The following is a 24105-nucleotide window of genomic DNA, read 5'->3' as shown; positions in this document are numbered from 1 at the left end:
TGCACCGCCGTCTTGTTCGCGTCCGTGTACGTCACTGCCAGCGATTCGCCCGTCGTCGGGTCGATCAAGCCGCTGTTCGACAGCGTGTCTTCCAGCGAACCGACGCGCGTGTTCGTCGCGAACAGCTGCGAACCGTTCACCGCGTCCGTGCTCGTCGCCGACAGTGCGCCTGCTGCAACGTTCTGGACCGTCACCGGCGTACCGGCATTACCCAGCTGCACCGCCGTCTTGTTGGCGTCCGTGTACGTCACCGCCAGCGATTCGCCCGTCGTCGGATCGATCACGCCGCCGTCCGACAGCTTGTCGCGCAGGTCCGAAAGACCGTCCGAGTTCGCTTGCGTGCGACCGTCCAGGTTCGTCAGCGCGTCGCCCACGTTGTGCAGGTCCGTGCCGCCGATCGTGTAGGTCGGTGCCGTGATCGTGCCGTCCGCACCCACTGCCGCACCGCCGCCCAGCGCGCCCGCCACGCTTTGTGCCGTGCCGAACAGTTGCGAACCGTTGATCGCGTCCGTGCTAGCCGACGACACCGCGCCCGGCGCAACGTTGTGGATCGACACCGGCGTACCGGCGTTGCCCAGCGTCACGCTCGTGTGACCCGGATCGTCGTAGCTCACTGCATCCGCGGACGAGCCGCCCTGCGATGCCGCCGCCTTCAGCGCATCCTCGACGTTGTCGAACGTTTCGGTACCGATCGTGTACACCGGCGCAACGATGCTGCCGTCCGCGCCCACGGTCGCGCCGCCGCCGAGCGCGTTCGTCACGCCACGGAGCTGGTTCACGTTCACCGCATCGGTCCCTTGCGTACCGGCCGCCACGTTGATGATCTGGCGCTGACCCACCGTGCCGCCGCCGATCGACAGCGCATTGCCGCGGTTCGCGACCGAGCCCTGGCCGAGCGCGATGCCGCCGTTCGCGGTCACGTTGGTGTCCGCGCCGAGCGCGAGTGCGTTCGTCACGTTGCGGCCGATCGTCGCGCTCTTGCCCATCGCAACGCTGTTCGTTGCGCCCGCGTTCACGCGCGCACCGTCGCCGAGCGCGATCGAGCTCTGGCTGAGCGCCAGCGTGTTGTTGTTACCGACCGCCAGCGCGTTGTCCGCATTGGCCTGCACGTGCGCGCCGATCGCCACGGCTTGCGTGCCGTTCGTCTGCGCGTCCGAGCCCATCGCGACCGAATAGTCCTGGCCCGCGCCCGTTTGCGCGAGGCTACCGATTGCGACCGAGTTGTCGGAGCCCGCGACGGTCTGCAGGCCGACCGCGATCGCGTTCGAGCCGCTCGCGGCCGACAGCACGCCGATTGCGGCAGCCGTCGACGTCGCCGGATCGGCGCCGTTCAGCGAGGCGATGTTGTCGCCGTTCTGGCCTTCGACCGCGACGAGCGGAGCGGTGACGTCGTTGATCCCGGCCGACGCGCTGTTGATGCCGAACAGGCCCGCCGTGTTGCTCTCGAGTGCCTTCGTCTTCGCATCGAGCGTCGACGTCAGCGAGTTCATCGCGGCATAAAGCTGCGAGCCGTTGATCGCGTCCGTGCTGTTCGCATCGACGTCGCCTTCCGCGACGTTGACGATCTTGCGTTCGTTGCCGATGCTGCCGACCGATACGGTGTTCGCCTGCGTCGCGACCGAGTTGAGGCCGAGTGCGATGGCGTTGAGCCCCGATGCGCGCGCACCGGTGCCAATCGCGAGCGAGCCGTTGCTCGTCGCGTTCGCGTTCGAGCCGATCGCAACGGCATTCGTGCCGATCGCGTTCGCCTGCGCGCCCGTCGCATTGACCTTGATGTAACGCATGTTGAGGGTGCCGTCGGCCAGATCGTTACGGATGCTGTCCACGGCATCGGTCACCTGACCGACGTTCGCCGCGTCCGTCCGCGCCGCGCCATCGGCCACGTTCGACACGCGCACCGGCGTGCCGTCGTTGCCGAGCGTCACCGCCGACTTGCTCGCGTCCGTATACGTCACCGCCAGCGATTCGCCCGTCGTCGGGTCGATCAGGCCGCTGTTCTGCAGCGAGTCGCGCAGGTCGCCGACGCTCTGGTTCGAAGCCGTCACCGCACCATCGAGCGCCGTCAGCGCACCGCCGACCGTCGTCTGACGGCCACCGTTGGCGAGGTTGTACGTCGGGCCCGTGACGGCACCGGTCGTCGCGTTGATCGACGCACCGCCGCCGAGAGCGGTCACCACCGGCGTGAGCTGCGAGAGAACCACTGCGTCGTTCGCCTGCGTACCGGCGGCCACGTTGACGATCTGACGCCGGGCCGTCGTCGTGCCCACCGAAACCGTGTTGGCACGATCGGCAACGGAGGCCGACCCCAGTGCAATCGCACCGTCAGCGGACGCTGTCGTGGCATTGCCGAGCGCAATCGCCCCGCCGCCCGAAGCAGACGCGTAATATCCAAGCGCATTCGCACCCGACCCTGTCGCGTTCGCTCCGCGGCCGAACGCGGCCGCATAGTTAGCTGCTGCGTTGGCACCGACACCGACGGCCACAGTCTCGCGACCCGTTGCCCTGGAAATCGTACCGAGAGCCACCGCGTTCTGATCGTTCGCTAATGCACCACCGCCGAGTGCGACATTGGACGTGCCACTGGCTGTGGCCCCGGCACCGATCGACGTCGAGCCATCCCCCGCGACCGACGCTCTGGCCGGTGCGTATGTCCCGCTGTTGACCGTGATATACGGATCGTCCGCCGCTGCGATCGCAGCATTCATCTGCGCCAGGTTAACGGCGTCGTTCGCCTGCGTGCCGGCGGCGACGTTGACGATCTGGCGCCGTGCATTTGCCGAGCCAACCGATACCGTATTGGCACGATCGGCGACGGATGATCTACCCAACGCAACGGAATTGGCGACGCTAGCCGTCGCAGCGCGTCCGAGCGCGGTCGCCGAGTCGGCGGTCGCACTTGCACCTACACCTGCGGCCAGAGACTCCCATCCGGTTGCCGCAGAGATCGTGCCGAGCGCCACGCCGTTGATCCCGGTCGCCACTGCGCCACCGCCGAGTGCAACAGTAGACAGAGCGTTGGCAGTGGCCGCAGCGCCGATCGCGGTTGCACCGTCTCCGCCCACTGCCGGTCTGGCTGGCGCATACACCCCCGTACCAATCTTGATATACGTATCCTCGAGTGCCGCCATCGTCCCGATCGAATCCGTGCTCATCGTCGCCATCGGCATCAGCGATTTCGCACCGGTGATCGGCGTCTGAATCACGCTTTCATCATCGACCTTGCCTTCCGCGCCGTCCGACGCACCGACGACATCCGCCGCCGACGCACCACCGATCGCCATGCCGCCCAATGCGACGGCGACGAACGCCTTGCTCGCCACGCGCGACGATCCCTTCGATTTCGAGCGCGCCGTTTCTTCGGCGGCGGCCCACGTGCCCGTCGTGGCGTTCCAGACGGTCCGATAAGTCTTGTTCATGTTGATTGCCTCATGTGCAAAGTGAGAGTGAGACGAAGCTTTTGTTACACGAGGCAATATATTTTTCGCGAGCCGTTTCGATAATCAGACGTCTGGATACGGTCGAACTATTTTTGTAGGACCCGTCTGAATATGACGATGCCTGACAATTCTGCGAGGAAAACGCGACATGCACGCTCCGCCGCATCGTCGTTTCGTTTGACACGCGCCCATTCGGGGCCGTATAAACGCAGCTCTCGGCAACTTTCAAAAAATAGGACTGGTCCTAGCTATCTGCGTCAATTGTTTCGGACTGCCCTACATACCGACGGTCCCGCCATCTCGATAATTGGCTCGTTCCCCGAGCCGGCAGCGCGACCGCCTGCCTTCCCACACGGCTTACGGATATCGCTGCGCGTCACGGATCGCACCCGGCCTTCGCCGGACGCCCGCTGCGCGCCACTCGATTTGTGCATTGATTTCACGGTATTCGTCCCATGCCCATCCGAAAACTCTTTGCGTCCACCACCGATGCCGGCGCGCCGTTCGCGACGATCGATGGCGAAGCGCGCGACCTGAGCCTGCTGAACCGCTACCAGCGCTTCACGCTGTACGGCGGCGCAGCGGTGCTGTCGTTCGTGATCCTGTTCGCGACGAGCATCCTCGTCGCCGGATCGGTGCGCGACTACATCTCCAAGCGCCGCGAGCTGTTCGAAACGCACAAGGCGCTCGTGCAGCTGGAGATCGACGCGAAGCAGGCGTCGATGCGGCGCGCGGTGATCAATGCGGAACTGCTGTGGAACAGCCACCCGCGGCACGCGCGCAGCGCGGTGGATGCGATCGTGCGCGACGGGCACGTCGTGCTGGCGCCGCTGAGCAACGTGAGCGAAATCTTCGCGGCCGCGACGCCCGCCGCCGCGACCAGCGGCGAAATCGACGCGTACGTGCAGTTGATGGAGCGCCTGACGATTTCGGTGGCGGCCGCCGAGCGGCAATCCGGAATGCCGATGTCGGGTTACGCGTACAGCCCCGATCGCGGCGTCATCGCAATCACGCCGCCGCCGTCCACGCCCTATCGCGACGTGCTGGCGCGCGTCGGCGTGCCCGATACGGGCGCGCTGATCGATCGTCTGGCGTTCGACGTCGCCGACTGGTCGAATCCCGCAGTCGCCCGTTACTGGCGCGACACGCGCCGCATTGCATGGCAGGCGCCGTCGATCGATCCGCTCACGGGCAAGAACGTGTTCCGCCTCGTCGAACCGGCGTTCGAAGGCCAGCGGCATTTCATGACCTTCGTCAGCGACCTCGACGTCGACGTGATCGACGACCGGCTGAAGCAGGCGCCCGAGGACGCTGTCGTGATGCTGGTCGACCAGGGCGGCCACATGCTGCTGAGCGAGGATCGCACGCGCGAATCCATCGACGGTGGCGCGCTGATGCGCCACGCGCTCGCCGAAAATGCGTGGCGGCGCGGCTTCGACCGCTTCGACGAAAGCTACCTGCATGGCGTCTTCACGATCAGCGACCGGCTTTCCAACTCGGGCCTCGCCATCGTCTACGCGTATTCGTGGCGCACGATCGCAATCGCGATCTGGCCGACGATCGTGCGCGAGTTCGGCGTGGCCGCGCTGATCCTTGCCGTGTTGTGGACGCTGGTGATCACGTTCGACCTGAAGGTGCTCGCACCGTTGTTCCGCCGCTCGCGCCGCGTGTTCGACAGCGAGCAAATGAGCCGCGCGATCATCGCCACTTCGCCGTTCGGCATCGCGCTCGTGTCGCTCGACACGCGCGACGTGCTGCTGCGTAACCGGATGCTCGAACTGTACGAACGCGAGGCCGGCACGCCGTCGCTGCACGAGCGCCTGCTGGCGTGCTACCAGGCACGCGCCGGCGGCGCACCGGTGCGCCTCGACGTCGAGTTGCCGCTGACGCTCGGCGACGGCCGCACGCGCGATCTCGTCGTCAACTTCGTGCGCGGGCGCTACCGGGGCAAGGACACGCTGCTGTGCAGCTTCTCCGACATCACGACCCGCGCCGACGCGGAGCGCGCGCTCGACAGCGCGAACCGCGCGAAATCGACCTTCCTCGCAACGATCAGCCACGAGATCCGCACGCCGCTCAACGCGATGCTCGGCAATCTCGAACTGCTCGACAAGGCGCCCGATCCGAGCCGGCAGAAATTGCGCCTGCATGCGGTGACCTCCGCCGCGCGCATGCTGCTCGACATGCTGAACAACGTGCTCGACATGACCAAGATCGAAGCGAACCGGATGACGCTCGAAGCGACGAGCTTCCGCATCGACGAGCTGGTGCGCGACATCGTCGATCTGTTCGAGCCGATCGCCGCCGCGAAGGGCGTCGTGCTATGCACCGAGATCGACCCGCGTATCGTTCGCCCGTACATGGGCGACCCGATGCGGGTGCGGCAGATCGTCGTCAATCTCGTCAGCAATGCGATCAAATTCACCGACCGTGGCTCGATCGCGTTGTCCGTTTCCGCGCCGGGCGCCGATGCGACGCCGGTCACGATCCGCGTCAGCGACTCCGGGATCGGCATGACGGCCGCGCAGCTCGAGCATGTCTTCGAGCCGTTCGCGCAGGCCGACGCGTCGACCGCGCGCCGCTTCGGCGGCACCGGCATCGGCCTCGCGCTGAGCTGCAAGCTCGCCGAATCGATGGGTGGAAGTATCGCGGCCGACAGCGTGCCGAACATCGGCTCGACCTTCGTCGTCACGCTGCCGCTGCCGTGCGACGACGCGCCGGGCGCCGTGCACACGGGCGCGGAAGCCGACGCGCCGAACCTGCGCGTGCTGTTCGTGGACGACAATCCGGTGAACCGCGCACTGGTGCACGACCAGCTCGACGTGCTCGGCTACCGCGCGGATCTCGCCGCGAACGTCGCGGATGCACTGGAGCTGATCGGGCGCAACGACTACGCGGTCGTGATGACGGACCTGAACATGCCGGGCCTCGACGGCTATACGTTCGCGCGCGTGCTGCGCGAGCGCGGTCACCGCGCGCCGATTCTCGCGGTGACGGCCCACGTCGAGCCCGACGAGCAACGCCTGGCGCTGGACGCCGGCATCGACGAGATCGTCACGAAGCCGACATCGCTGAAGTCGCTCGAGCAGGCGATTGCCCGATACACGGGTGCGCGGCGCGACACGCGGCCGGCGCCGAATGCGCTGTCGTCGGCGGACGGGCCGCTGCCGGGTGAGCTGCATGCGGTGCTGTCCGATGCGATGCAGCGCGCGAACGCCGCGATCGTGCGCGCGCTCGAGCACCGCGACCTGAAGCTCGCCCGCACGGAGATTCACAGCATGCGCGGCGCGTTCGCGATGATTGGCGAGCGCGATATCGCGGATAGCTGCGCAACGCTCGAACGGTTCGCGATCGACGGCGACGCCGCGGCGTTCGCGCGCGAGTTCGAGCGTTATCGACGGGAAGCCGGCGATGCGCTGGCGCGGCGGGCCGCAACACGCATCGCGGCCATCTGACGCGGCATGGCCGGCGCCCGCGCCGGCCACGCGTCGTTACGACTCGGCCTTGCCGTAAAGATCGGCCACGAAGTCGATGAACGCGCGCAACTTCGGCGCGACATGGCGCGCTTTCGGATAGAGCGCGTAGTACTTGCGTTTGGCCAGCGTGTAATCGGGCAGCACGTGAACGAGACGGCCGCGCTCGAGGTCGCCGCGCACGGTGAGATGCGTGAACGCACCGATCCCCAGGCCGGCGACCGCCGATGCGTGAATCGCGGTGATCGCATCGAGCCTCAGGTAACCGTCGAGCTTGACGCAAGCGGCCGCGCCGCGCGACGGCGTGAGTTGCCACGCGCCGCCGCCCTCGCGGCCGCTATAGGGCAACAGGTCGTGCGCTTCGAGTTGCGCGGGCGTTCTCGGCAATCCGCGCCGCGCAATGTAGGCAGGAGACGCGACGAGAATTTCGTCGGAGACGGCGAGCGTTCTCGCGACCAGGTCGGAATCGGGCAGATCGCTGCTGATGCGCAGCGCAACGTCGAAGCCTTCGCCGATCAGATTCGAGAACCGGTCGCTGCACGACACGTCGAGACGGATATCAGGAAAACGTCGACGGAAGGCAGGCAGCCAATCCGGCATCTCCAGCGTGCCGATCGACAGCGGCACGCTGACGCGCAACGTGCCCGCCGGCTTGCGCGGGCTTTCGGCGACGGCTTCCGCCGCCGCCTCGACGCGATCGAGGATCTCCACGCAGGATGCGTAGTAGCGCTCGCCGGCCGCCGTCAACGCGACGTTCCGCGTGTTGCGATTGATCAGCTGCACGCCGAGCGACGCCTCGAGCAGCTTCAGCTGGCGCGATACCGTCGAATGGGTCGTGTCGAGACGCGTGGCCGCCGCGGAAAACCCGCCGGCTTCCACGAGACACCGATAAACGCGCATTGCGAACAATTGATCCATGGTGAAGCGCAACGTGAGTGCGGAAGCGGCGCAGGTTCGGCCGTGCCTTCATGCGGGCACGGCCGCATACGCTCAACGAACCGGCAGCGCGACGATCTCGGAAGTGGTTTTCACGTCGCCGAAGGTGTCTTCGATCTCTGCGAGCGCCGCGCGATGCAGCGTGTCCTTGTCGATCGTCTCGCCGTTCGCCCGGACGATGCTCCGCGTGGCGGAGGCGTCCGATGCTACCACGACCTGATAGCCGAGCGGCACCGCGTCGCGCGCGGCACCGGCGACACACGCGTGCGTCATCAGGCCGGCGATCACGATCGTCTTCACGCCATCGTCCTTCAGACGGCGATCGAGATCCGTGCTCGCGAACGCGCTGACCGTATCCTTCTGCAACACGGTGTCGTTGGCACGCGGCGCCATCTGCGCGATGAACCCGACCGTCTCGCCGTCGCGCGCGAACACCGCCGAGCCGGCCGGCGTCACGTGCTGGATCTGGAACACGCGGATACCGTGCCGGTCGGCGAACTCGATCAGGCGGCGGGTATTGGCCATGGCGCGCTGCACGTCCGGGATCGGCATCTTGCCGTTCAGATACTCGTTCTGGAAATCGATGACGACCAGCGCGGTCGACTTCGGGTCGATGTGATCGATCGGCTGCGCGCCCGTCATTGCGCGGATCGTCGGCGTGGCCGGCAGTGCCGGCGCGGCTTCGGCCACCGGCACGATGGTGGCGGCGGAAGCGAAGACGAGGGAGCGGGTGAGCGTGCGAAGGGAAAAAGCAAACATGAGACGTTTCTCCGGATGTGAACGAGGTGCACGACGAATTTACTGACGATCGCCGCGCATCGCGACCATGCCGGGACGACATCTGTTGTGCATTCGGTGCACAAATTCAACGCGTTTTGACGGATTCGCCCGGCCAGGGCCGGGCCGTCACTTCGGTTCCGGAACGACATGGCGACATTCGCGGAAGTTGCGGGAACCGGGAAGGAAATAGGTGCGTGGCACACGAAGTGCCAGCCATCGACGCTCGCATCAGGCAGCGTGAGGAGTAGTGCTACGGGGAAGTAGCGGGGGATGCGGCCGCGCCCACCGGCCGCCGTCGATGTGGCTTCGATGCCACGCATGATCAGCATAGCGACGATCGCTTCGCGAGCCAATCGGACTGGACTGATTCGGCACGCGTCGCCGCGCGGGAAAGCCGGCGACGCGCCGCGGTTTTCCCCGCCGCGCGCCGTTGGCGCGTTACTGCTCGATCTTCGCTTGCGCCGCCAGCTTGTCGACCAGCGCACCGAGCGCGCGCTCGGTCGCCTGTGCGTCGAGCTGCTGACGCAGCACGCCCTTCGCCTGGTCGAAGCTCGGCACGACCGTTTTACGCTTCTCGTCGAGCTTGACGATGACGTATGCATTACCGACCTGGATCGGGCCGGTCGTCGCGCCGGCCTGCATCGACGCGATCGTCTGCGCGAGCGGCAGCGGCAGGCCGGCCGTGTTGCCCTGCGCGAGCGGCGTCTTCAGCGACACCCATTGCGCAACGCCGCCGTTGGGTGTCGTATTGAACGCCTGCGCGACATCCGCGAATGCCGTGCCCTGCTTCAGTTGAGCAAGCGCGGCATTCGCCTTGGCCGCATCGTCGACGGCGATGACTTCCGCACGATATTCGAACTGCCCCGCGCTCGCGACGATCGCGTCGTAGCGCGCCTTCAGCTGCGCGTCGGTGATCGGCTGCGCTCGCAGCGCATCGCGTACATAGAGATCGGTCGCGGCATCCTCTCGCACGCGCTTGACGGCGCCGAGCACCTCCGGGCGGCTGCCGTAGTTCGCCTTTTCGGCGGCCTGCGCGAGCAGTTGCCTGACGATCAGGTCGCGCTTCACCTGCGCGCGCAGCGCCGGCGTGTCGGGCTGGCCGGTCGCCTTGAGCGCGGTGTCGAACTGGCTTTGCGGAATCGGCACGCCGTTGACGACCGCCACGACGCCGGCCGGCAGCGGCGTTTCGGCAGCGATGGCATGGGTGGCGCCGGCCGCGCAGGCCAGCACGATGATGGCGCTCATGGCGCGAAGTCGGGTTTTCATGATGAACTCCTTGATGATGAGAAATCCGGAGCACCGAACGAAAACGGCACGATGCTTCCGCAGACAGGAAGGAATGCCCTACGCTCGCATATGGCAGCGTTGTTCCGTCAATCAACTGGAAAGTCAGTCGATATGCGGCCGAGCCCACCGGCCGCCGCAGGGCATTCGTTCGTGTCGAATCTGAATCCGGTTCCGGTTCGTTCCGCGCTGACGCGCGACGTGTGTCCGGAAAAAGACGCCGCCCGCGCGGGGCGGCGCATGGAACGAAGACGAGCTTCGGATACGAGGTATCGAACGTAAAAACCATGCAACCGTTCGACGCGGACATTGTCCGGTGGCCGCGCTCGCTCGCACAATCGGCCTAGTCTGATTTCGCCCGGCGCTTGCCGTATTCGACGAAGCAAGCATCGGGCCGTTGCGCCGCGTGGTATCGCTTCACGTCTGAATCGTCGACGTACGATGGTCGTTCATCGTGATCGCGAGCGGCGGGAACGACGCCACGCTGCGCATTTCGCCATAGCATTTGTTCATCGCGACGTCGATGCCGAAGTTCGATATGGGCCGGTCGAGCCCGTGCGAGAACAGCACTTCGGGCTTCAGCGGAAAACACCGATCGAGCAGAAAACGTGCGCCGGCCGGCGAAACGGTATAAGCGCAAATCCCGTAGAACTCGAGCAGGTTCATCACGAGCACCGCGCTGCGGTCACTTCGAAAATCGTCGACCGAGCGCGCCAGCGCGGCTTCGTCGAATCGCATCGTCACGGGCGTCCGGGAATTGAAGATCGACCCGCGCAGGATCGAATCGAAGTTGTAGCCCCACGCGATGAAATCGTAGCGCCCGGCGTTCGCGTGCAGGAAGCGCTCCGTGACCGCGTGAAAATCCGGCCTGAATATGGCGTCGTCCTCGGCGATCGTCACCAGCTCGTCGCCTGCCGCGATCCGCGTCCACAGGCGATGCGCGGTCATCGCAATGCCGTATGCGCCCCGTGTATACGGGAGTCCGGGCGCGAACAGGCCGCTGTTCGCGATGTCGTCGTCCGACAGCGCAGCGCCGTCGACCGCATCGACGAATTCGATCTCGAGTTCCGGATTGCACGCACTGAATGAAGCGCGGCGCGAGCGGCTGCCGGTCAGCGAAATGACGCTCACCGCGCGCCGCAGTGCCGGCGCGCCCATTCCAGCGGCTGCAACGGAGGAACGGCCCGGATTCCGGGCGGGCATCTGAACGGAATTCATCGCCAGCCCGCCACGACGGAGATGCCGAACGCGATGCCGAGCACGATGCCGATCGACCGCCCCTGCAGCACCGGTTTCAGTGCATCGGGCTCGAAGAACGGATCGATCACCGCGTCGCGATTGCGCCATGCGCCGACGATCGGCGGCACGAGCAGTGCCGCCGCCATCAGCAGTGCCGCCACGATCGTCACGACGACTCCGTCGGCGGACCATCGCGTGCCGACGTCGATCAACACATGAACGAGCACGACGCTCGCCGCGCTCGCAACCATGCCGGTTATCGCTCCTTTCACCAGAAAATCCGCGTGACTCATCGCCATCCTCCATCCAGTCAGATTCGCGCCGATCGATGCCGGCCGGGATGCTTCTTATTAGAGACCGACTCGACGCCAGTCTCTATCGGACAAGTCCGATTCCGGAGCCGCAACGCACGGCTGTAGGACAGGGACGACAGGCAATCTGCCGTTGAAAGGCCGGGGAGCGTCGAATCGATGGCCGCGGTGCGCGACCGCGGAGCAGGAACGTCCTGCATCGATACAGAGAATCGGACCAGGCCGATTCCGCCGGCAATCGATGACTGACAGAATGGCGATGCTGGATGGCCAAACCCCGTCGTCCCAGCTATCGCGAACATTTCCGCGATGTCTCCGTTTCACGCCGCCCGCCCCGGGCGGCGTTTTTTTTGCACGCGCGATCGCCGCGACCTGCCGGTTTTCGCGCGCGCCGCTCAATCGAAAGGTCAGATTTGGTCAACTCACACGGTCACTCGGTCCAGTCCGATTCGAATCGCGCTCACGGCTGCTCACTGTCCGATGGTTCGAAAGCGTCATCGCTCATAGACTCGTTTCATGCCCGGATGCATGCAGCGATCGTCTGCGCGACGAGCCCCGCATGCGGTCGCGGGAACCGACGCGTACATCCCGCGACATCGGGCATGTGCGCGACAGGCTCGGACAGGTAGATGAAATGAAGAAGAAGCAAGCTCGCAGCAGCGAGATCGTCGTATGTGCAATCGACGTCGTCGTGATCGTCTTGATCGCGGCGTTGGCCCACCACGGCTCGATCGGCGATTTCGCGACCCTCAGGATCGAAGCGATCCTGACCGGCGTCAGCGCACTGCTGGCCGCCTTCCTGCTGCGGCTGGCCGGCATCGGCCTGGACGGCCGCAGGCTGCCCGCCACGCGTCATGCGTTGCGCACGCTGGCGCTGTGGCTCGTCGTGCAAGGCTTCGTGTTCGTCAAGATGGTTGCACTGACAACCGTCACGATGGTGTTGATGAAATGGTTTCTGGACTGGACGACCGGCGTCGCGATCGCGCTCGTCGCGTTCCGGATTGCGCTCTGCATCGCCCGGCGCCGCAGCCTGCGCGCGCCGGTCGCGCCCGCCACGGTCGCCATCGTCGGCAGCGGCGAGCGCATCGCGCAAATCCGCGCCGAACTCCGTGCGAGCGCGGCCGCCCGCTACCGGGCCGTCTGCGTGTATCGCACGACCGGCGAGGCCGCCACGCTCGACGACGACGTACCGGTATCGAACGATCTTGCGTCGTTTGCCGCCAGCGTACGTCGCGAGCATGCGGACGAAGTGTGGATCGCGCTGCCGCTCGACGACGATGAGACGGCCCGCACGGTCGACGCATTCCGCAGCGACTTCGTCGAGCTGCGCCTGATGCCCGACGTCAGCAAGCATGCGCTGTTCGGCAGCCGCGCCGGCGAGATTCTCGGCGAGCCGGCGATCTCGCTGGCGGCGCCGCCGCTGTCGCGCGGCGCGCTCGCGCTGAAGGCCGTGTTCGACCGCGTGTTCGCCGCCGTCGCGCTGATCCTGCTGATGCCGGTGCTGCTCGCGATCGCGATCGCGGTCAAGCTGTCGTCGCCGGGGCCGGTGCTGTTTACGCAAAAGCGCCGCGGCGCCGATGGCCGGACGTTCGACATCTACAAGTTCCGCACGATGCGCGCGCATGCCGAACAGGCGGGCACGGTCGTGCAAGCGACGCGCGGCGACCCGCGCGTCACGCGAGTCGGCGCGCTGCTGCGCCGCACGAGCCTCGACGAGTTGCCGCAGTTCATCAACGTGCTGCTCGGCGACATGTCGGTGGTCGGGCCGCGTCCGCACGCGGTGGAGCACGACGCGCAATACCGCACGCTCGTCGACGGCTATATCCATCGCTACCGGATCAAGCCGGGGATCACCGGGTGGGCGCAGGTCAACGGGTTGCGCGGCGCGACCGAGCAACTCGAAAGCATGCAATCGCGCGTCGAGTACGACCTGTACTACCTGCGCAACTGGTCGTTCGCGCTCGACCTGCGAATCATCGGCGCGACCGTGCTGAAAGGGATCGTGCACCCGAACGCGTACTGAGCGGCGCGGCCGTTCGCCTGCATGGCGAAGCGGCCGACGCCTTGTCGATTGACCTCGAGCGGTTCCGCGCAAGCGGGCCCGCGCGCGCTGCCGCGTCACTACGCGCCGCGCAACAGGAAGGAATCCATGAACACCTCGATCGCATCGACGGCCAGGAGCCGCCGTCGCGCGCTCGCGCTCGTTTTGACGGCCTGCATCGCGCTGTCCGGATGCGTGCTGGCGCCCGGCATGAAGATGAACACGACCGGGCCCGGCACGCCGGCGGGCGACCCGGGCCCGGTTGCCACACCGGCCGCCGACGCTCGCGCCGCCGCGACGCGCGATGCCGCATCGCCTTCGGACCGGACAGCCGTCCCGATCGTCGCGATCGATCCGGCCCTCATCGCGCGTCAGCGCGCGGCGCGCGACGCGACGGTGGCGGCGTTGGACACGCCGGCCGCTGCGCGCGCGCCGGCCTACCGGATCGGCCCCGGCGACGTGTTGCAGATCACCGTCTGGGATCACCCGGAACTTGCCGCGGCACAGGCAGGCGCGCAGCAAACGCCGCCGCGCGCGGCGGATCCGGTCGCGGGCTTCGTCGTCGACGACGACGGCAACCTCACGTTCCCCTATGCGGGCACGCTCAAAGTCGCGGGACTGACGGCAGCCGGCGCGCAGGCCAGCGTGAAGCGGGCGCTCGGCACGATCTATCGCGACCCGCAGGTCACGCTGCGCGTGGCGTCGTTCCGCTCGCAGCAGGTCTACGTCGACGGCGAAGTCCACACGCCGGGCGCGCTACCCGTGAACGACGTGCCGATGACGTTGGCCGACGCGATCGCACGCGCGGGCGGCTTCACGGCCGCCGCCGACCAGAGCGACGTGACCGTCGTGCGCGACGGCGTGCCCGTGCGCATCGATCTGGCGCGCCTGATCGAGCGGCATCGCGATCCGTCCGCCATTGCGCTGCGCGGTGGCGATCTGCTGCGCATCGGCGCGCGCGACGACAACGGCGTGTACGTGATGGGCGAAGTGAACCGCCCGCTGCTCGCGTTGCCGAAGCGTAGCGGCCGCCTCACGCTTAGCGACGCGCTGCTGCAGGCCGGCAGCATCAATTCGAACACGGCCGACGCGGCGCAGATGTTCGTGATCCGCGGCACGCAAGGCGGCACGCCGACGGTGTTCCACCTCGACGCGCGCTCACCGCTCGCGATGGTGCTCGCGAACCAGTTCGAGCTGGAGCCGAAGGACATCGTCTACGTCGACGGCAACGGGCTCGTGCGCTTCAGCCGCGTGCTGAGCCTGCTGCTGCCGAGCGTCAACACGGGCGTCGCCGCCGGGATCGCAACGAAATGAGCGCGCGCCCGTTCCTCCTCGTCGTGTGCGAAGGCAATCTGTGCCGCAGTCCGCTCGCGGCCGCGCTGCTCGCCGTGCGCCTGCCGCAGGCCGACGTACGCTCGGCCGGCCTCGCGCCGCCGCCGGGCCGCCCGGCCGACCCGCTTGCCTGCGACATGGCGCATGCACGCGGCGTGACGCTCGCCGGCCACGCCGCCCGTGCGGTGACGGCAGACCTGTGCACGCGCGCCGACCTGATCCTCGCGATGGACGACGGCCAGCGTCGCGTGCTCGAAGCGCGCCATCCGTTCCTGCGCGGCCGCGTGTTCCGGCTCGGCGCATACGCGCGCGCCTCGGACGACGCGCCGCTCGGCCTCGACATCCCCGATCCGTATCGCGGCACGCGCGCGGATTTCATCCGCTGCGCGGCGCTGATCGATCTCGCCGTCGCCAGCTGGCTGCCGCGCGTCGCCGCGCGCTGGCCGGCTCCACCCGTTTCCGCACTCCAGTCATGAACACGCCCGCCCTGCCCGAACGCGAGATCGACTTGATCCGCGTGCTCGACACGCTGCGCAACGCGCGGGTCGCGATCGCTGCGATCACGACCGCCTGCGTCGCCGCCGGCGCACTCTACGCATTCGTCGCGCCGCCGACCTACCAGGCCGACCTGATGATCCAGACCGACGATGCGACCGACACCGCGTCGAAGAACCTGCTGGGCGATGCCGCATCGTTCTTCAACGTCGGCTCGCCCGCGTCGGCCGAAGCGCAGATCCTGTCGTCGCGGCTCGTCGTCACGCGCGCCGTCGAGGACCTGCGCAGCTACATCGTCGCGAAGCCGTCGCGGGTGCCCGTGATCGGTGCATTCGTCGCGCGTTTCAACGACGGCGCGGTATCGCCCGGCCTGCTGGGCTTTGGCGGCTACGCGTGGGGGCAGGAACGCATCGACGTCGCGCGGTTCGACGTGCCGACGCGCGCCGAGGGCGACACGTTCCACGTCGTGCGGCTCGATGACACGCGCTACCGGCTGACCGGACCGGACATGACGGTGGATGCCGTCGGCACCGTCGGCGCCGCGGAAACCTTTGCGACGCGCTACGGCCCGCTGCACATCGAAATTACCGGCTTCGACGCGCTGCCCGGCACGCGCTTCAAGCTGATCCGGCAATCGCGCGCGGAAACGATCGACACGTTGCGCACGGCGCTCGACGTGCAGGAGAAGGTCAAGCAATCGGGCGTGCTTGTCGCGTCGCTGCGCGGCAACGATCCGGCCGAGATCAGCGCGACGCTGAACGCCGTCGCGAACCGCTACGTCGAGCAGAACATCGCGCGCCGGTCCGCCGAGGCGGCCCAGTCGCTGACGTTCCTGAACACGCAACTGCCGATCGTCAAGCAACAGCTCGAACGCGCGGAAACGCGATACGCATCGCTGCGCAGCCGCACCGGCTCGGTCGATCTCGCCGAGGAAGGCAAGCTGGTTCTCCAGCAGGCCGCCGACGTGCAGACACGCACGCTCGAACTGCAACAAAAGCGCGACGAGCTGTCGAAACGCTTTCTGCCGACTCACCCCGACATGGCGGCGCTCGACGCGCAGCTCGCGACGCTGAAGCGCCAGCAGGGCGCGCTGGACACCCGCATCGCGCGGCTGCCCGCGCAACAGGGCGAAGAGGTGCGCGCGCAACTCGACGTGAAGGTCAACACCGATCTGTATACCGCGCTGCTGAACAACATTCAGCAGCTCGAACTGGTGCAGGCCGGCAGAACGGCCAGCGTGCGCGTGGTCGATTCGGCCGTCGCGCCCGCCGATCCGGTCCGACCGAACCGGCCGGTCGTGATCGCGACCGCCGCGCTGGTCGGTCTCGCACTCGGCGTGATCGCCGCGTTCGCGCGCGAGTTCCTGTACGGCGGCCTGTCGGCCGTCGACGAGATCGAGCGCCATACATCGCTGTCCGTGCGCGCGGTGCTGCCGGCCGCCGCCCGCCAGCGCAAGCTGATGCGCGCGGTCGAACGTCGCGACGCGGGCCTGCACGTGCTCGCCTACGACGATCCGTACGAACCGGCGATCGAAGGCCTGCGCAGCCTGCAGACGGCGCTCCATTTCTCGCTCGCGCACATCGAGCACCCGCTCGTGCTGATCACGGGCGCGACGCCCGGCACCGGCAAATCGTTCGTGTCGGTCAACCTCGCCGCGGTGCAGGCATCGAGCGGCCGGCGCGTGCTGCTGATCGACGGCGACCTGCGCAAAGGCTATCTGCACCAGTACTTCGGCATCGAGCGCGGCCCGGGCTTCGCCGAACTGCTCGGCGGCAACGTCAGCGCCGACGACGTCGTGCGGCGCGGCGTCGCGCCGAACCTCGATTTCCTGCCGACCGGCGAGCTGCCGTCCGCGCCGACCGCGCTCCTGCAGCATGCGCGCGCGGGTGCACTGCTCGCGTCGCTGCGCGCCCGCTATGACCTCGTGATCGTCGATTCCGCGCCGCTGCTCGCGGCCACCGACGCGACCTGGCTCGATGCGCACGCGGACGCCACGCTGCTCGTCGCCCGCGCGGGCGCGACGCGTGCCGGCGAACTGATCGAATCCGCGAAGCGGCTGCCGCAACGCCGCGACCGCGTGCCGGATGTGGTGCTGAACGGCCTCGATCCGCGTTCGGGCGCTTCCGCGTTCGGCTCGAAATACGGCGGCTATCGCTACGAAGCGTATCGCTACACGTGCGACACGCGCTGCACGCACCTCGCGCGCCTGCGCGCGGCCGTCAAACGTCTGCTGCGGAGGTCCGCATGAGCGATACCGTTTTCGCCCCGACGCTGGCCGATCGCGCGGCGCACGTTCGTGATTCGAGCCGGCTTGCGCCGCCTGCATCGCGCGCACGGCCGATGCGCGTCGCACTCGTCGTCGAAGCCGCCGGCGGCGGCGTCGCCGTACACCTGACCGATCTGATCGCCGGGCTGCGCGCCCGGTCGGATGCGGAAATCCACCTGATCGCGCCGCTCGGCGAGCGCTTCGACGAGGCGATGCTGCACGACGCGGCTGTCCGGTGCGATTCGTTTCATCGGCTGCCGCTGCGGCGCGCGGTCGGCCTGCACGACCTGCGCGGCGTGCTCGCGCTGCGCCGCCTGCTGCGCCGGCTGCGGCCGGACGTCGTGCACAGCCACAGCTCGAAGGCCGGCGCACTCGCGCGGCTGTGTCGCGGACCATGGAAACAGGCGTATACGCCGCACGCGGTCTACACGCTCAACCCGACGCTGTCGCCCGCCAAGCGCGCGTTCTACGGCGGCATCGAGCGCGTGCTCGGCAATAGCTGCTCGGACGCGGTGATCGCGGTCTCGCAGGACGAAGCCGATCATCTGCACGGGCTCGGGATCGCGCGCCGCCGGATTCGCGTCGTCGAGAACGGCGTGTCGCCGCCGCGGCTGCTGGAGCGCCACGCGGCACGCGCCGCGCTCGGTCTGCCCGACGACGCGTTCGTCGTCGGCTTCGTCGGGCGCTTCGATCACCAGAAGGGCGTCGATCGCCTCGTGCGCATCGCACGCCTGCTGGAGCGACGCCATGAGCAGCGCCTGCGGGTCGTCGCGATCGGGTCCGGCGATTTCGATCGCGCGGCAGGCGACGAAGCGCGCGGCCTGCCGGCGAACCTGCACGTCGTGGGCCGCGTCGACGACGCGCGCCGCTATTTCTCGGCATTCGACCTGCTGGCGCTGCCGAGCCGCTACGAAGGCTTTCCTTACGTGTGCCTCGAAGCCGTCGCCGCGCACGTGCCGATGGTCGCGACGCAGGTGGCGGGCGCAGCCGAACTGATCGCGATCCATCACGTCGGCCTGACCGTACCGAACGACGACGATCCGGCCGCCTTCGCGGCGGCGGTTTGCCGGCTCGCCGATCACCCTGCCGTCTTTCAATTGATGCGCGATCGATGCGCGCGCGCTTACCCGCATTTCTCGGCCGACGCGATGGTCGATCGCACGCTCGCCGTCTACCGCGATCTTCTCCAGGAGCAAGCATCATGAATCGCCCCGTCCACGTCGCGTTGCTGCATGCGTACAGCGCGCGCAACTCCGGCGACGGTCTGCTCGTCGACCTGTCGGTCGCGCTGCTGCGCGACGCGTTCGGCCCCGACACGCACGTGTCGGTCGTCGCGGCCGATCCCGCGACGTTTCCCGGTCATCCCGACGTACAGCCCGCGCCGGTGCTCGCCGCGAGCGGCGCGCGGCGCCTGCTCGCCGCCGCGATGGCCGCGCTGCCGGTCGCCATCAACCCGGCGCTCGCCGACCTGCGCGCACTGCTGCGGCGCGTCGACCTGATCGTCGGCGTCGGCGGCGGCTACCTGCGCGCGCGCAATGGCGTCGAGGCGCTCAAACTCGAAGCCGGCCATCTCGTGCAGATGCGGGCTGCCCGCGCGGCGCGCAAGCCGGCCGTCTATCTCCCGCAAAGCATCGGGCCGGCCGCGGAAAACCCGTTGCTCAGCGGACACCTGACGGCGATGCTGCGCGAGTTCGATGCCGTATTCGTGCGCGACGACCGCTCGGCCGCATTGCTCGCCGAACATGCCAATACCCGGCGCGCGCCGGATCTCGCGGTACTCGAGTTCGCCCATCGGGCGTCCGGGGTACGCGACCTGGCCCGCTGCGCGCCGGCGACGCCCGCGCACGTCGCGCTCGTGCTGCGCCGCCCGCCGGCGTGGAGCGACGCGCAATGCGCGCGTTACCATGCATCGACCGCCGCGCTGATCGAGCGGCTGCGCGCATCCTGCCGCGTCACGTTCGCCGTCCAGAGCGCCGGGCGCGGCAACGACGACGCCGCGTATTACCGCGAACGCGGCTTCGACGGAACGCGCACGCTGAAGAACGTACTCGCCGACGATACGCCCGACGCGGTCGTATCCGTGCGCCTGCACGGCGCGCTCGAGGCGATCCTGCACGGCGTACCGGCATATCACCTCAGTTACGAACGCAAGGGATTCGGCGCCTATGCCGATCTCGGCGTCGGCCGCTGGGTCGCGAACGCAGCCGACTTCGATGCGGGCTCGGTCTGCGACACGCTGTTCGCGCCCGATGCGCTGAGCCGGTTCTGGATCCAGGCCGAAGTCGGGCTCGAGCGGCTCGGGCGCGCACGCGAGCAGATCGTCGCCGCGCTGCGCGGCGCGCTCGAACATGGAGCCGCACGATGAGCGCCGCGTGGCTCCGCCTGGTGCTGCGCGTCGGCGCGCTCGGCCTGAAGTTCATGCTGACGATCGTCGTCGCGCGCGCGCTCGGGTTCGACGCGGTGGCCGTCTACGGTTTCGCGCTCGCCGTGTCGGTCGTTGCATCGAAAGTGCTGGGGCTCGGCTTCAGCACCGAGATCAATCGCCGGCTGGCCGGCCCGAATCCGCATGACGCCGTCAGGACCTGCGTGCGCCTGTCCGTGCTGTACGCCGGTGTCTATGCGCTGCTGGGCGGCCTCGCCGTGTTGCCGGGCCACGCGTTTGGGCCGCTGCGCCTCGGCGCACTGCCCGACATGCCGCTCGCACTCGTCGCGCTCGTCGCCTGCGCCGAACATGCCGCACTCGAAGTCAATACCTGGCTGTTCTCGCTGCATCGCGCGCGCGCCGCGTCGTGGCTGCTGTTCGTCCGGACGGGCGGGTGGGCCGCGGTCGCGATCGCGGCCCTGACGACGGGCACGATCGGCTCGATCGACGGACTGTTCGCGACCTGGATCGCGGGCAATATCGTCGTCGTGGCGGCCGGCTGGGTGCTGATCGCCGCCGCCGCGCGCCGGTTGCCGGCGATGCCGGCGCTGTCGGCCACGCGCGTGCGGCTCGCGACGGTCTGGCGCGACGGTGCGCCTTTTTTCGTCGCCTTGTTGCTGCTGTCGGTGCTGCAGTATCTCGAACGCTTCGTCGCGTCCGCGCAACTCGATGCTGACGAACTGGGCCGATACGTATTCGTCTGGTCGATCGCCAATGCGATCCAGACGATCGCGTCGGCCACCGTCGTCGCGGTGGCCGCGCCGCGTCTCGTGAGCGCGCTCGACAGCACGCGCGCCGCCGCACCGGCGTTCCGCCGCGAGCTCGCGCGGGCGCTGCGCGCCTCGCTCCTGCTGACCGGCGCCGCCGCGCTCGCGATCGTGCTGACGCACCCGTGGATCTTCCGGCTCGCACACGCCGGCAACGATGTCGTGTCGACCGTGATGCTCGTGGTGCTGCTCGTGTCGTTCGTGCTGCGCGCCGCCGCCGACGTTCTGTGGGCCGCAGCGGTCGCGTTGCGCGCGGGGCGTACGGTCGCGTACGTGATCGCCGGGCTGACGGTCGTCTGCATGCCGATGTCGATCGCGCTCGTTCACGACCAGCGCGCGCTCGGCGCGGCCGGCGCGCATCTCGTCGCCAGCATTGCCGTGAGCGCATGGCTGGCGTGGGTCGTGACGTCGCGCCTGCCGGCCGAGCGCCGCGGGCGTGCCGGAGCGGGCGATGTTGCGTAATGCCATCGGAAGCGGGCCGCTGTTGAGCCGCGGCCTGCGCGACGCCATCGCAGCGCTCGCCACGCTGATGTATGTCGGCGTCTACGCGAACGCGCGCGCAGTGTTGCCGGAATTCATCTTCCGGGACGCGGACAAGATCCAGACTCAGATCGGCGGCGGGTCGACTTACGAAGGCTCGTCGTTCGACGCGGTCGGCAAGCTGTATCAGATGCTCGGCAACGCCGGAACGGCGCTGTTCGTCGTCGCGCTCGGCATCGCCACGATCTGGATCGCCGTGCGGCAAGCGCGTCGGGCCGGCGCGCTCGCCGCCTGTCTCGCGTTGATCGCGCCGTGCCTGTTCTTCAACCTCTTCGTCGCCAGCAAGGACACGGTCGTTGTCGCGATGTCGATCGTCGTACTCGCTGTCGCGCGCCGGCGCGGCACCGGATGGGCGATGCCGATCGCCGCCGCGCTGTATCTCGGCTACGCGGCGACGATCCGCAGCTACTTCGCGCTGATTCTCGCGATCGCGCTCGCGGCATGGGCCTTTCGGCGTGCATCGGCGTTGCCGAGGCTGGCCGGCGCATTGCTGGCCGTCGCGGTGCTGGTCTCGCTGCCCGACGCGGCCTATATGCTGCTTCAGCAACCGCGCGATCTCGCCGTAGACTATCTCGTCTATTCGTCGCCGTTCGGCGCCCGGACGAGCTTCTACAACCCGTTCATGCCCGATTCGTTCGCGCACTTCGTGGGCAACTACGCGTATTCGCTCGTCCGGCTCAATCTGCCGGTGCTGTTCTCGCTCGATCCGAAGGGCGTCGCCATGCAGGCGTTGATCGCGTTGTTTCTCGGCGCCGCATGGCGCCGCATACCGGCGCTTCCCGCGCGCGACGGCCACGCTTCGCCGGCTCGCGACGGCGAGCTGCTTGCCAGTCTGATCCTCGGCCACGTGGCCGTGTCGATGCTGTTCGAACCCGATCTCGGCAGCTATCTGCGGCACCTGTCGAGCGTCGCGCCGCTCGCGGTCGCGCTCTGGTCGATTCGCACGCAACAGGCGCCCGCCTGACTACCGCGCCGGAGATGTCGCACGCAGCGCTGCACGGACCGCATCGAGCGCAGGTTTCGGCGACCGGTCCGCATGTACGAGCCCATAGCTCCGTTGCGCGACGTCGCCGGCATTCGCGGTATCGGCCCATTCGTAGATCGAGATCAGCGGCGTACGAAGTTCGCCGCGCACGTCGAGCAGCGCACGCAGGCGCTGCGCCTGACGGCGCTCGCCATCGGTTCTCACCGACGCCGCGCCATCTTCGGTGACGAGCGCCGGCAGCCCGTAGCGCGCGTCGATAATCGTTGCCGCCGTCCGGATTTGCGCGGGCGCCATGCCATATGCGTGATACGACACGGCATCGAGACAATGCGGCGCAGCCGCATGCACGCTCGCGAGCAGATCGCCCGGCAAACTGCCGGCCAGCGGCGGGTGTGCGAACCCGAAGCCGACAACCGGCACGGCCGGCGCCTGCTCCGCCAACCGGCGGCACAATGCAACCGCGAAAGGCAAGAAAGTTCGCGCAACGTCGCCCGTGGGCCAGTACCGGCCGAGGTCCGGTTCGTTCCAGAGCTCGACGGCGATCAGGTCGCGCGCGTGTCGCGCCGCCAAGGCCGTGATGGCGTCGGCCATGCGGTCGCCCGCGTCGGCGAGCAGCGCCGCCGCTTTTGCGTCCGCGCCGTCGGCGCCCGCGACGCGGCCGAGCGTGCGAACGGTCAGCAGCACCGGCAGGCCCGCGGAGCGCGCGACAGCGAATGCGCCGTCGAGTTGCGCGCGGTACGCGGGCTGGTCGAGGCGATCGGTCCACGCACCGAGCCGGACAAACGCGAAGCCGGTGTCGCGAATCATGCGAGCGTCGTCGCGCGTAAACGACTGGATCTTCACCTGCACGCCGACGAGCGGCATGCCGCTCCCCGCATCCGCCCAGCGATGGCGTTCGACCGCGCAGGCCGCGGCAGTCAGCATGCAGCCGGCGGCCAGGATCGACAATTTGCGAATCCAGTTTGACATTGGGCGATCGCCCCTCTTCCTCAGTTGAAGACCCGTACGCCGATCGACCGCCGCATGCCACACGGTGCACGGCGCAGCCCGCGGCGTGCCGACTGCCGTGCCACATCGACACGCTCGCGAATCGGATCGCTCACAGCACAAAAAATATGGCGATGGCGATAAAGACGGAAATGATCAGTAGACCCATGCGTTGCGTTCCGGAAGACCAGACAGCATCGCCTACCTAACGTACTCCGGCAATCGGACCGGTCCGATCCGGACCATCGCAAGATGCGTGACGCCGCCGCCAGAATCCGACCAGTCCGATTGTCGCTCCCGGCGATTGTTGGGACCATGGTCGTTCGGCGCGGGCGATGGGTTCGTTTTACCGTGGCGGCACATGCCGAGCGCCGCGTGTTTTCAGGTGCGCCCGCGTTTGGACGATGGATCGACCGCAACACTGCCGCCGATCCATCGGCAACGCTTTCACCGATCTCCGCCGGCATCGCCGTGTGTCGGAACCGGCACGCTGCTCCGGTCACACCGTTTCCATTCGACCATGGACGCGTGCGTCACACCGCCTCCGTCGACCGACCGAATCAACAAGGACATTCTCAATGAGCGATACAGGATTGCGACCCAGTAGCGCCGACGCCTCAGGTCGGCCGGCGCCAGCGGCCGCCGAAGGCCAGACGCTGCAACGCAGCCTCACATGGAAAGACGGCTTCTGGGTAACGAGCGGCGTGCCGGCAGGCGTGCTGTTCACGATCGGCGGCGTATGCGCGACGATCGGCCAGCCCGCGTGGGCGATCTGGATCGCCGCGATCACGATGGGCCTGATCCAAAGCG

Annotated in this window: 16 protein-coding genes and 1 pseudogene; 10 read left to right on the top strand and 7 right to left on the bottom strand. The window is 68.0% G+C overall.

What is annotated here, in order from left to right:
- A partial coding sequence (locus HW466_RS30355) for an ESPR-type extended signal peptide-containing protein (protein ID WP_481968802.1) occupies positions 1 to 3416 on the bottom strand: 3416 nt, incomplete at its 3' end.
- 476 nt (positions 3417 to 3892) lie between these two features.
- Between HW466_RS30355 and HW466_RS30350 the strand changes: the two genes are divergently transcribed.
- A complete protein-coding gene (locus HW466_RS30350; RefSeq protein ID WP_151004198.1) occupies positions 3893 to 6892 on the top strand; it encodes a sensor histidine kinase in 3000 nt (999 codons plus the stop codon).
- A 36-nt stretch (positions 6893 to 6928) separates the two neighbouring features.
- Here HW466_RS30350 and HW466_RS30345 read toward each other — a convergent pair whose 3' ends face one another.
- From HW466_RS30345 to HW466_RS30325, 5 genes are all read right to left on the bottom strand, one after another.
- Positions 6929 to 7828 (bottom strand): LysR family transcriptional regulator, encoded by a 900-nt coding sequence (locus HW466_RS30345; RefSeq protein ID WP_151004200.1) that lies wholly within the window; start codon positions 7826 to 7828, stop codon positions 6929 to 6931.
- Between the two features lie 72 nt (positions 7829 to 7900).
- Positions 7901 to 8605 carry a cysteine hydrolase family protein gene (locus HW466_RS30340; RefSeq protein WP_151004202.1) on the bottom strand — a complete coding sequence of 235 codons (705 nt, stop codon included), beginning with the start codon at positions 8603 to 8605 and terminating at the stop codon, positions 7901 to 7903.
- A 459-nt stretch (positions 8606 to 9064) separates the two neighbouring features.
- Positions 9065 to 9892, bottom strand: a complete 828-nt coding sequence (locus HW466_RS30335; RefSeq protein ID WP_151004204.1) for a peptidylprolyl isomerase — start codon at positions 9890 to 9892, stop codon at positions 9065 to 9067.
- A 435-nt stretch (positions 9893 to 10327) separates the two neighbouring features.
- Positions 10328 to 11041, bottom strand: coding sequence for a glycosyltransferase family 25 protein (locus HW466_RS30330; protein WP_244138245.1), 714 nt, complete (start codon positions 11039 to 11041; stop codon positions 10328 to 10330).
- An 83-nt stretch (positions 11042 to 11124) separates the two neighbouring features.
- Complete coding sequence (locus tag HW466_RS30325; RefSeq protein ID WP_230938272.1) at positions 11125 to 11421, bottom strand: hypothetical protein; 297 nt, start codon at positions 11419 to 11421, stop codon at positions 11125 to 11127.
- Between the two features lie 673 nt (positions 11422 to 12094).
- Here HW466_RS30325 and HW466_RS30320 point away from each other — a divergent pair.
- The 8 genes from HW466_RS30320 (at position 12095) to HW466_RS30285 (ending at position 22287) form a co-directional block, all read left to right on the top strand.
- Entirely contained in the window at positions 12095 to 13483 is a 1389-nt protein-coding gene (locus HW466_RS30320; RefSeq protein WP_174905822.1) for an undecaprenyl-phosphate glucose phosphotransferase, read from the top strand.
- A gap of 126 nt (positions 13484 to 13609) precedes the next feature.
- The gene (locus HW466_RS30315; RefSeq protein WP_060106090.1) at positions 13610 to 14815 is read left to right on the top strand and encodes a polysaccharide biosynthesis/export family protein; all 1206 of its coding nucleotides are present in this window, start codon (positions 13610 to 13612) and stop codon (positions 14813 to 14815) included.
- Positions 14812 to 15309 (top strand): arsenate reductase/protein-tyrosine-phosphatase family protein, encoded by a 498-nt coding sequence (locus tag HW466_RS30310; RefSeq protein WP_174905823.1) that lies wholly within the window; start codon positions 14812 to 14814, stop codon positions 15307 to 15309. Before HW466_RS30315 ends, HW466_RS30310 begins: the two co-directional genes overlap by 4 nt.
- The gene (locus HW466_RS30305) at positions 15306 to 17576 is read left to right on the top strand and encodes a polysaccharide biosynthesis tyrosine autokinase (RefSeq protein WP_151006622.1); all 2271 of its coding nucleotides are present in this window, start codon (positions 15306 to 15308) and stop codon (positions 17574 to 17576) included. The genes HW466_RS30310 and HW466_RS30305 overlap by 4 nt, the downstream gene beginning before the upstream one ends.
- A complete protein-coding gene (locus tag HW466_RS30300) occupies positions 17573 to 18799 on the top strand; it encodes a glycosyltransferase family 4 protein (protein WP_174905824.1) in 1227 nt (408 codons plus the stop codon). Before HW466_RS30305 ends, HW466_RS30300 begins: the two co-directional genes overlap by 4 nt.
- Complete coding sequence (locus HW466_RS30295) at positions 18796 to 19959, top strand: polysaccharide pyruvyl transferase family protein (RefSeq protein ID WP_174905825.1); 1164 nt, start codon at positions 18796 to 18798, stop codon at positions 19957 to 19959. The genes HW466_RS30300 and HW466_RS30295 overlap by 4 nt, the downstream gene beginning before the upstream one ends.
- Positions 19956 to 21245, top strand: a complete 1290-nt coding sequence (locus HW466_RS30290; protein ID WP_174905826.1) for an oligosaccharide flippase family protein — start codon at positions 19956 to 19958, stop codon at positions 21243 to 21245. Before HW466_RS30295 ends, HW466_RS30290 begins: the two co-directional genes overlap by 4 nt.
- Complete coding sequence (locus HW466_RS30285) at positions 21235 to 22287, top strand: hypothetical protein (RefSeq protein ID WP_151006913.1); 1053 nt, start codon at positions 21235 to 21237, stop codon at positions 22285 to 22287. Before HW466_RS30290 ends, HW466_RS30285 begins: the two co-directional genes overlap by 11 nt.
- Here the strand turns inward: HW466_RS30285 and HW466_RS30280 are convergent, their stop codons facing one another.
- Positions 22288 to 23256 (bottom strand): beta-xylosidase, encoded by a 969-nt coding sequence (locus tag HW466_RS30280; RefSeq protein WP_239006247.1) that lies wholly within the window; start codon positions 23254 to 23256, stop codon positions 22288 to 22290.
- Between the two features lie 617 nt (positions 23257 to 23873).
- Between HW466_RS30280 and HW466_RS30275 the strand changes: the two are divergent.
- A pseudogene (locus HW466_RS30275) lies at positions 23874 to 24105 on the top strand (amino acid permease); the annotation flags it as partial.

The sequence above is a fragment of the Burkholderia territorii genome, assembly GCF_902833055.1.
In the GTDB taxonomy this organism is placed as follows: Bacteria; Pseudomonadota; Gammaproteobacteria; order Burkholderiales; family Burkholderiaceae; genus Burkholderia; species Burkholderia territorii.
This window is presented reverse-complemented; position numbering and strand designations above follow the sequence as displayed.

What these genes read in the sequence shown, in the direction of transcription:
- HW466_RS30295 (WP_174905825.1), top strand. Translation starts at nt 18,796, where the DNA reads ATGAATCGCCCCGTCCACGTCGCGTTGCTGCATGCGTACAGCGCGCGC.
- HW466_RS30350 (WP_151004198.1), top strand. Translation starts at nt 3,893, where the DNA reads ATGCCCATCCGAAAACTCTTTGCGTCCACCACCGATGCCGGCGCGCCG.
- HW466_RS30345 (WP_151004200.1), bottom strand. Translation starts at nt 7,828, where the DNA reads ATGGATCAATTGTTCGCAATGCGCGTTTATCGGTGTCTCGTGGAAGCC.
- HW466_RS30315 (WP_060106090.1), top strand. Translation starts at nt 13,610, where the DNA reads ATGAACACCTCGATCGCATCGACGGCCAGGAGCCGCCGTCGCGCGCTC.
- HW466_RS30290 (WP_174905826.1), top strand. Translation starts at nt 19,956, where the DNA reads ATGAGCGCCGCGTGGCTCCGCCTGGTGCTGCGCGTCGGCGCGCTCGGC.
- HW466_RS30320 (WP_174905822.1), top strand. Translation starts at nt 12,095, where the DNA reads ATGAAGAAGAAGCAAGCTCGCAGCAGCGAGATCGTCGTATGTGCAATC.
- HW466_RS30335 (WP_151004204.1), bottom strand. Translation starts at nt 9,892, where the DNA reads ATGAAAACCCGACTTCGCGCCATGAGCGCCATCATCGTGCTGGCCTGC.
- HW466_RS30300 (WP_174905824.1), top strand. Translation starts at nt 17,573, where the DNA reads ATGAGCGATACCGTTTTCGCCCCGACGCTGGCCGATCGCGCGGCGCAC.
- HW466_RS30285 (WP_151006913.1), top strand. Translation starts at nt 21,235, where the DNA reads ATGTTGCGTAATGCCATCGGAAGCGGGCCGCTGTTGAGCCGCGGCCTG.
- HW466_RS30310 (WP_174905823.1), top strand. Translation starts at nt 14,812, where the DNA reads ATGAGCGCGCGCCCGTTCCTCCTCGTCGTGTGCGAAGGCAATCTGTGC.
- HW466_RS30305 (WP_151006622.1), top strand. Translation starts at nt 15,306, where the DNA reads ATGAACACGCCCGCCCTGCCCGAACGCGAGATCGACTTGATCCGCGTG.
- HW466_RS30340 (WP_151004202.1), bottom strand. Translation starts at nt 8,605, where the DNA reads ATGTTTGCTTTTTCCCTTCGCACGCTCACCCGCTCCCTCGTCTTCGCT.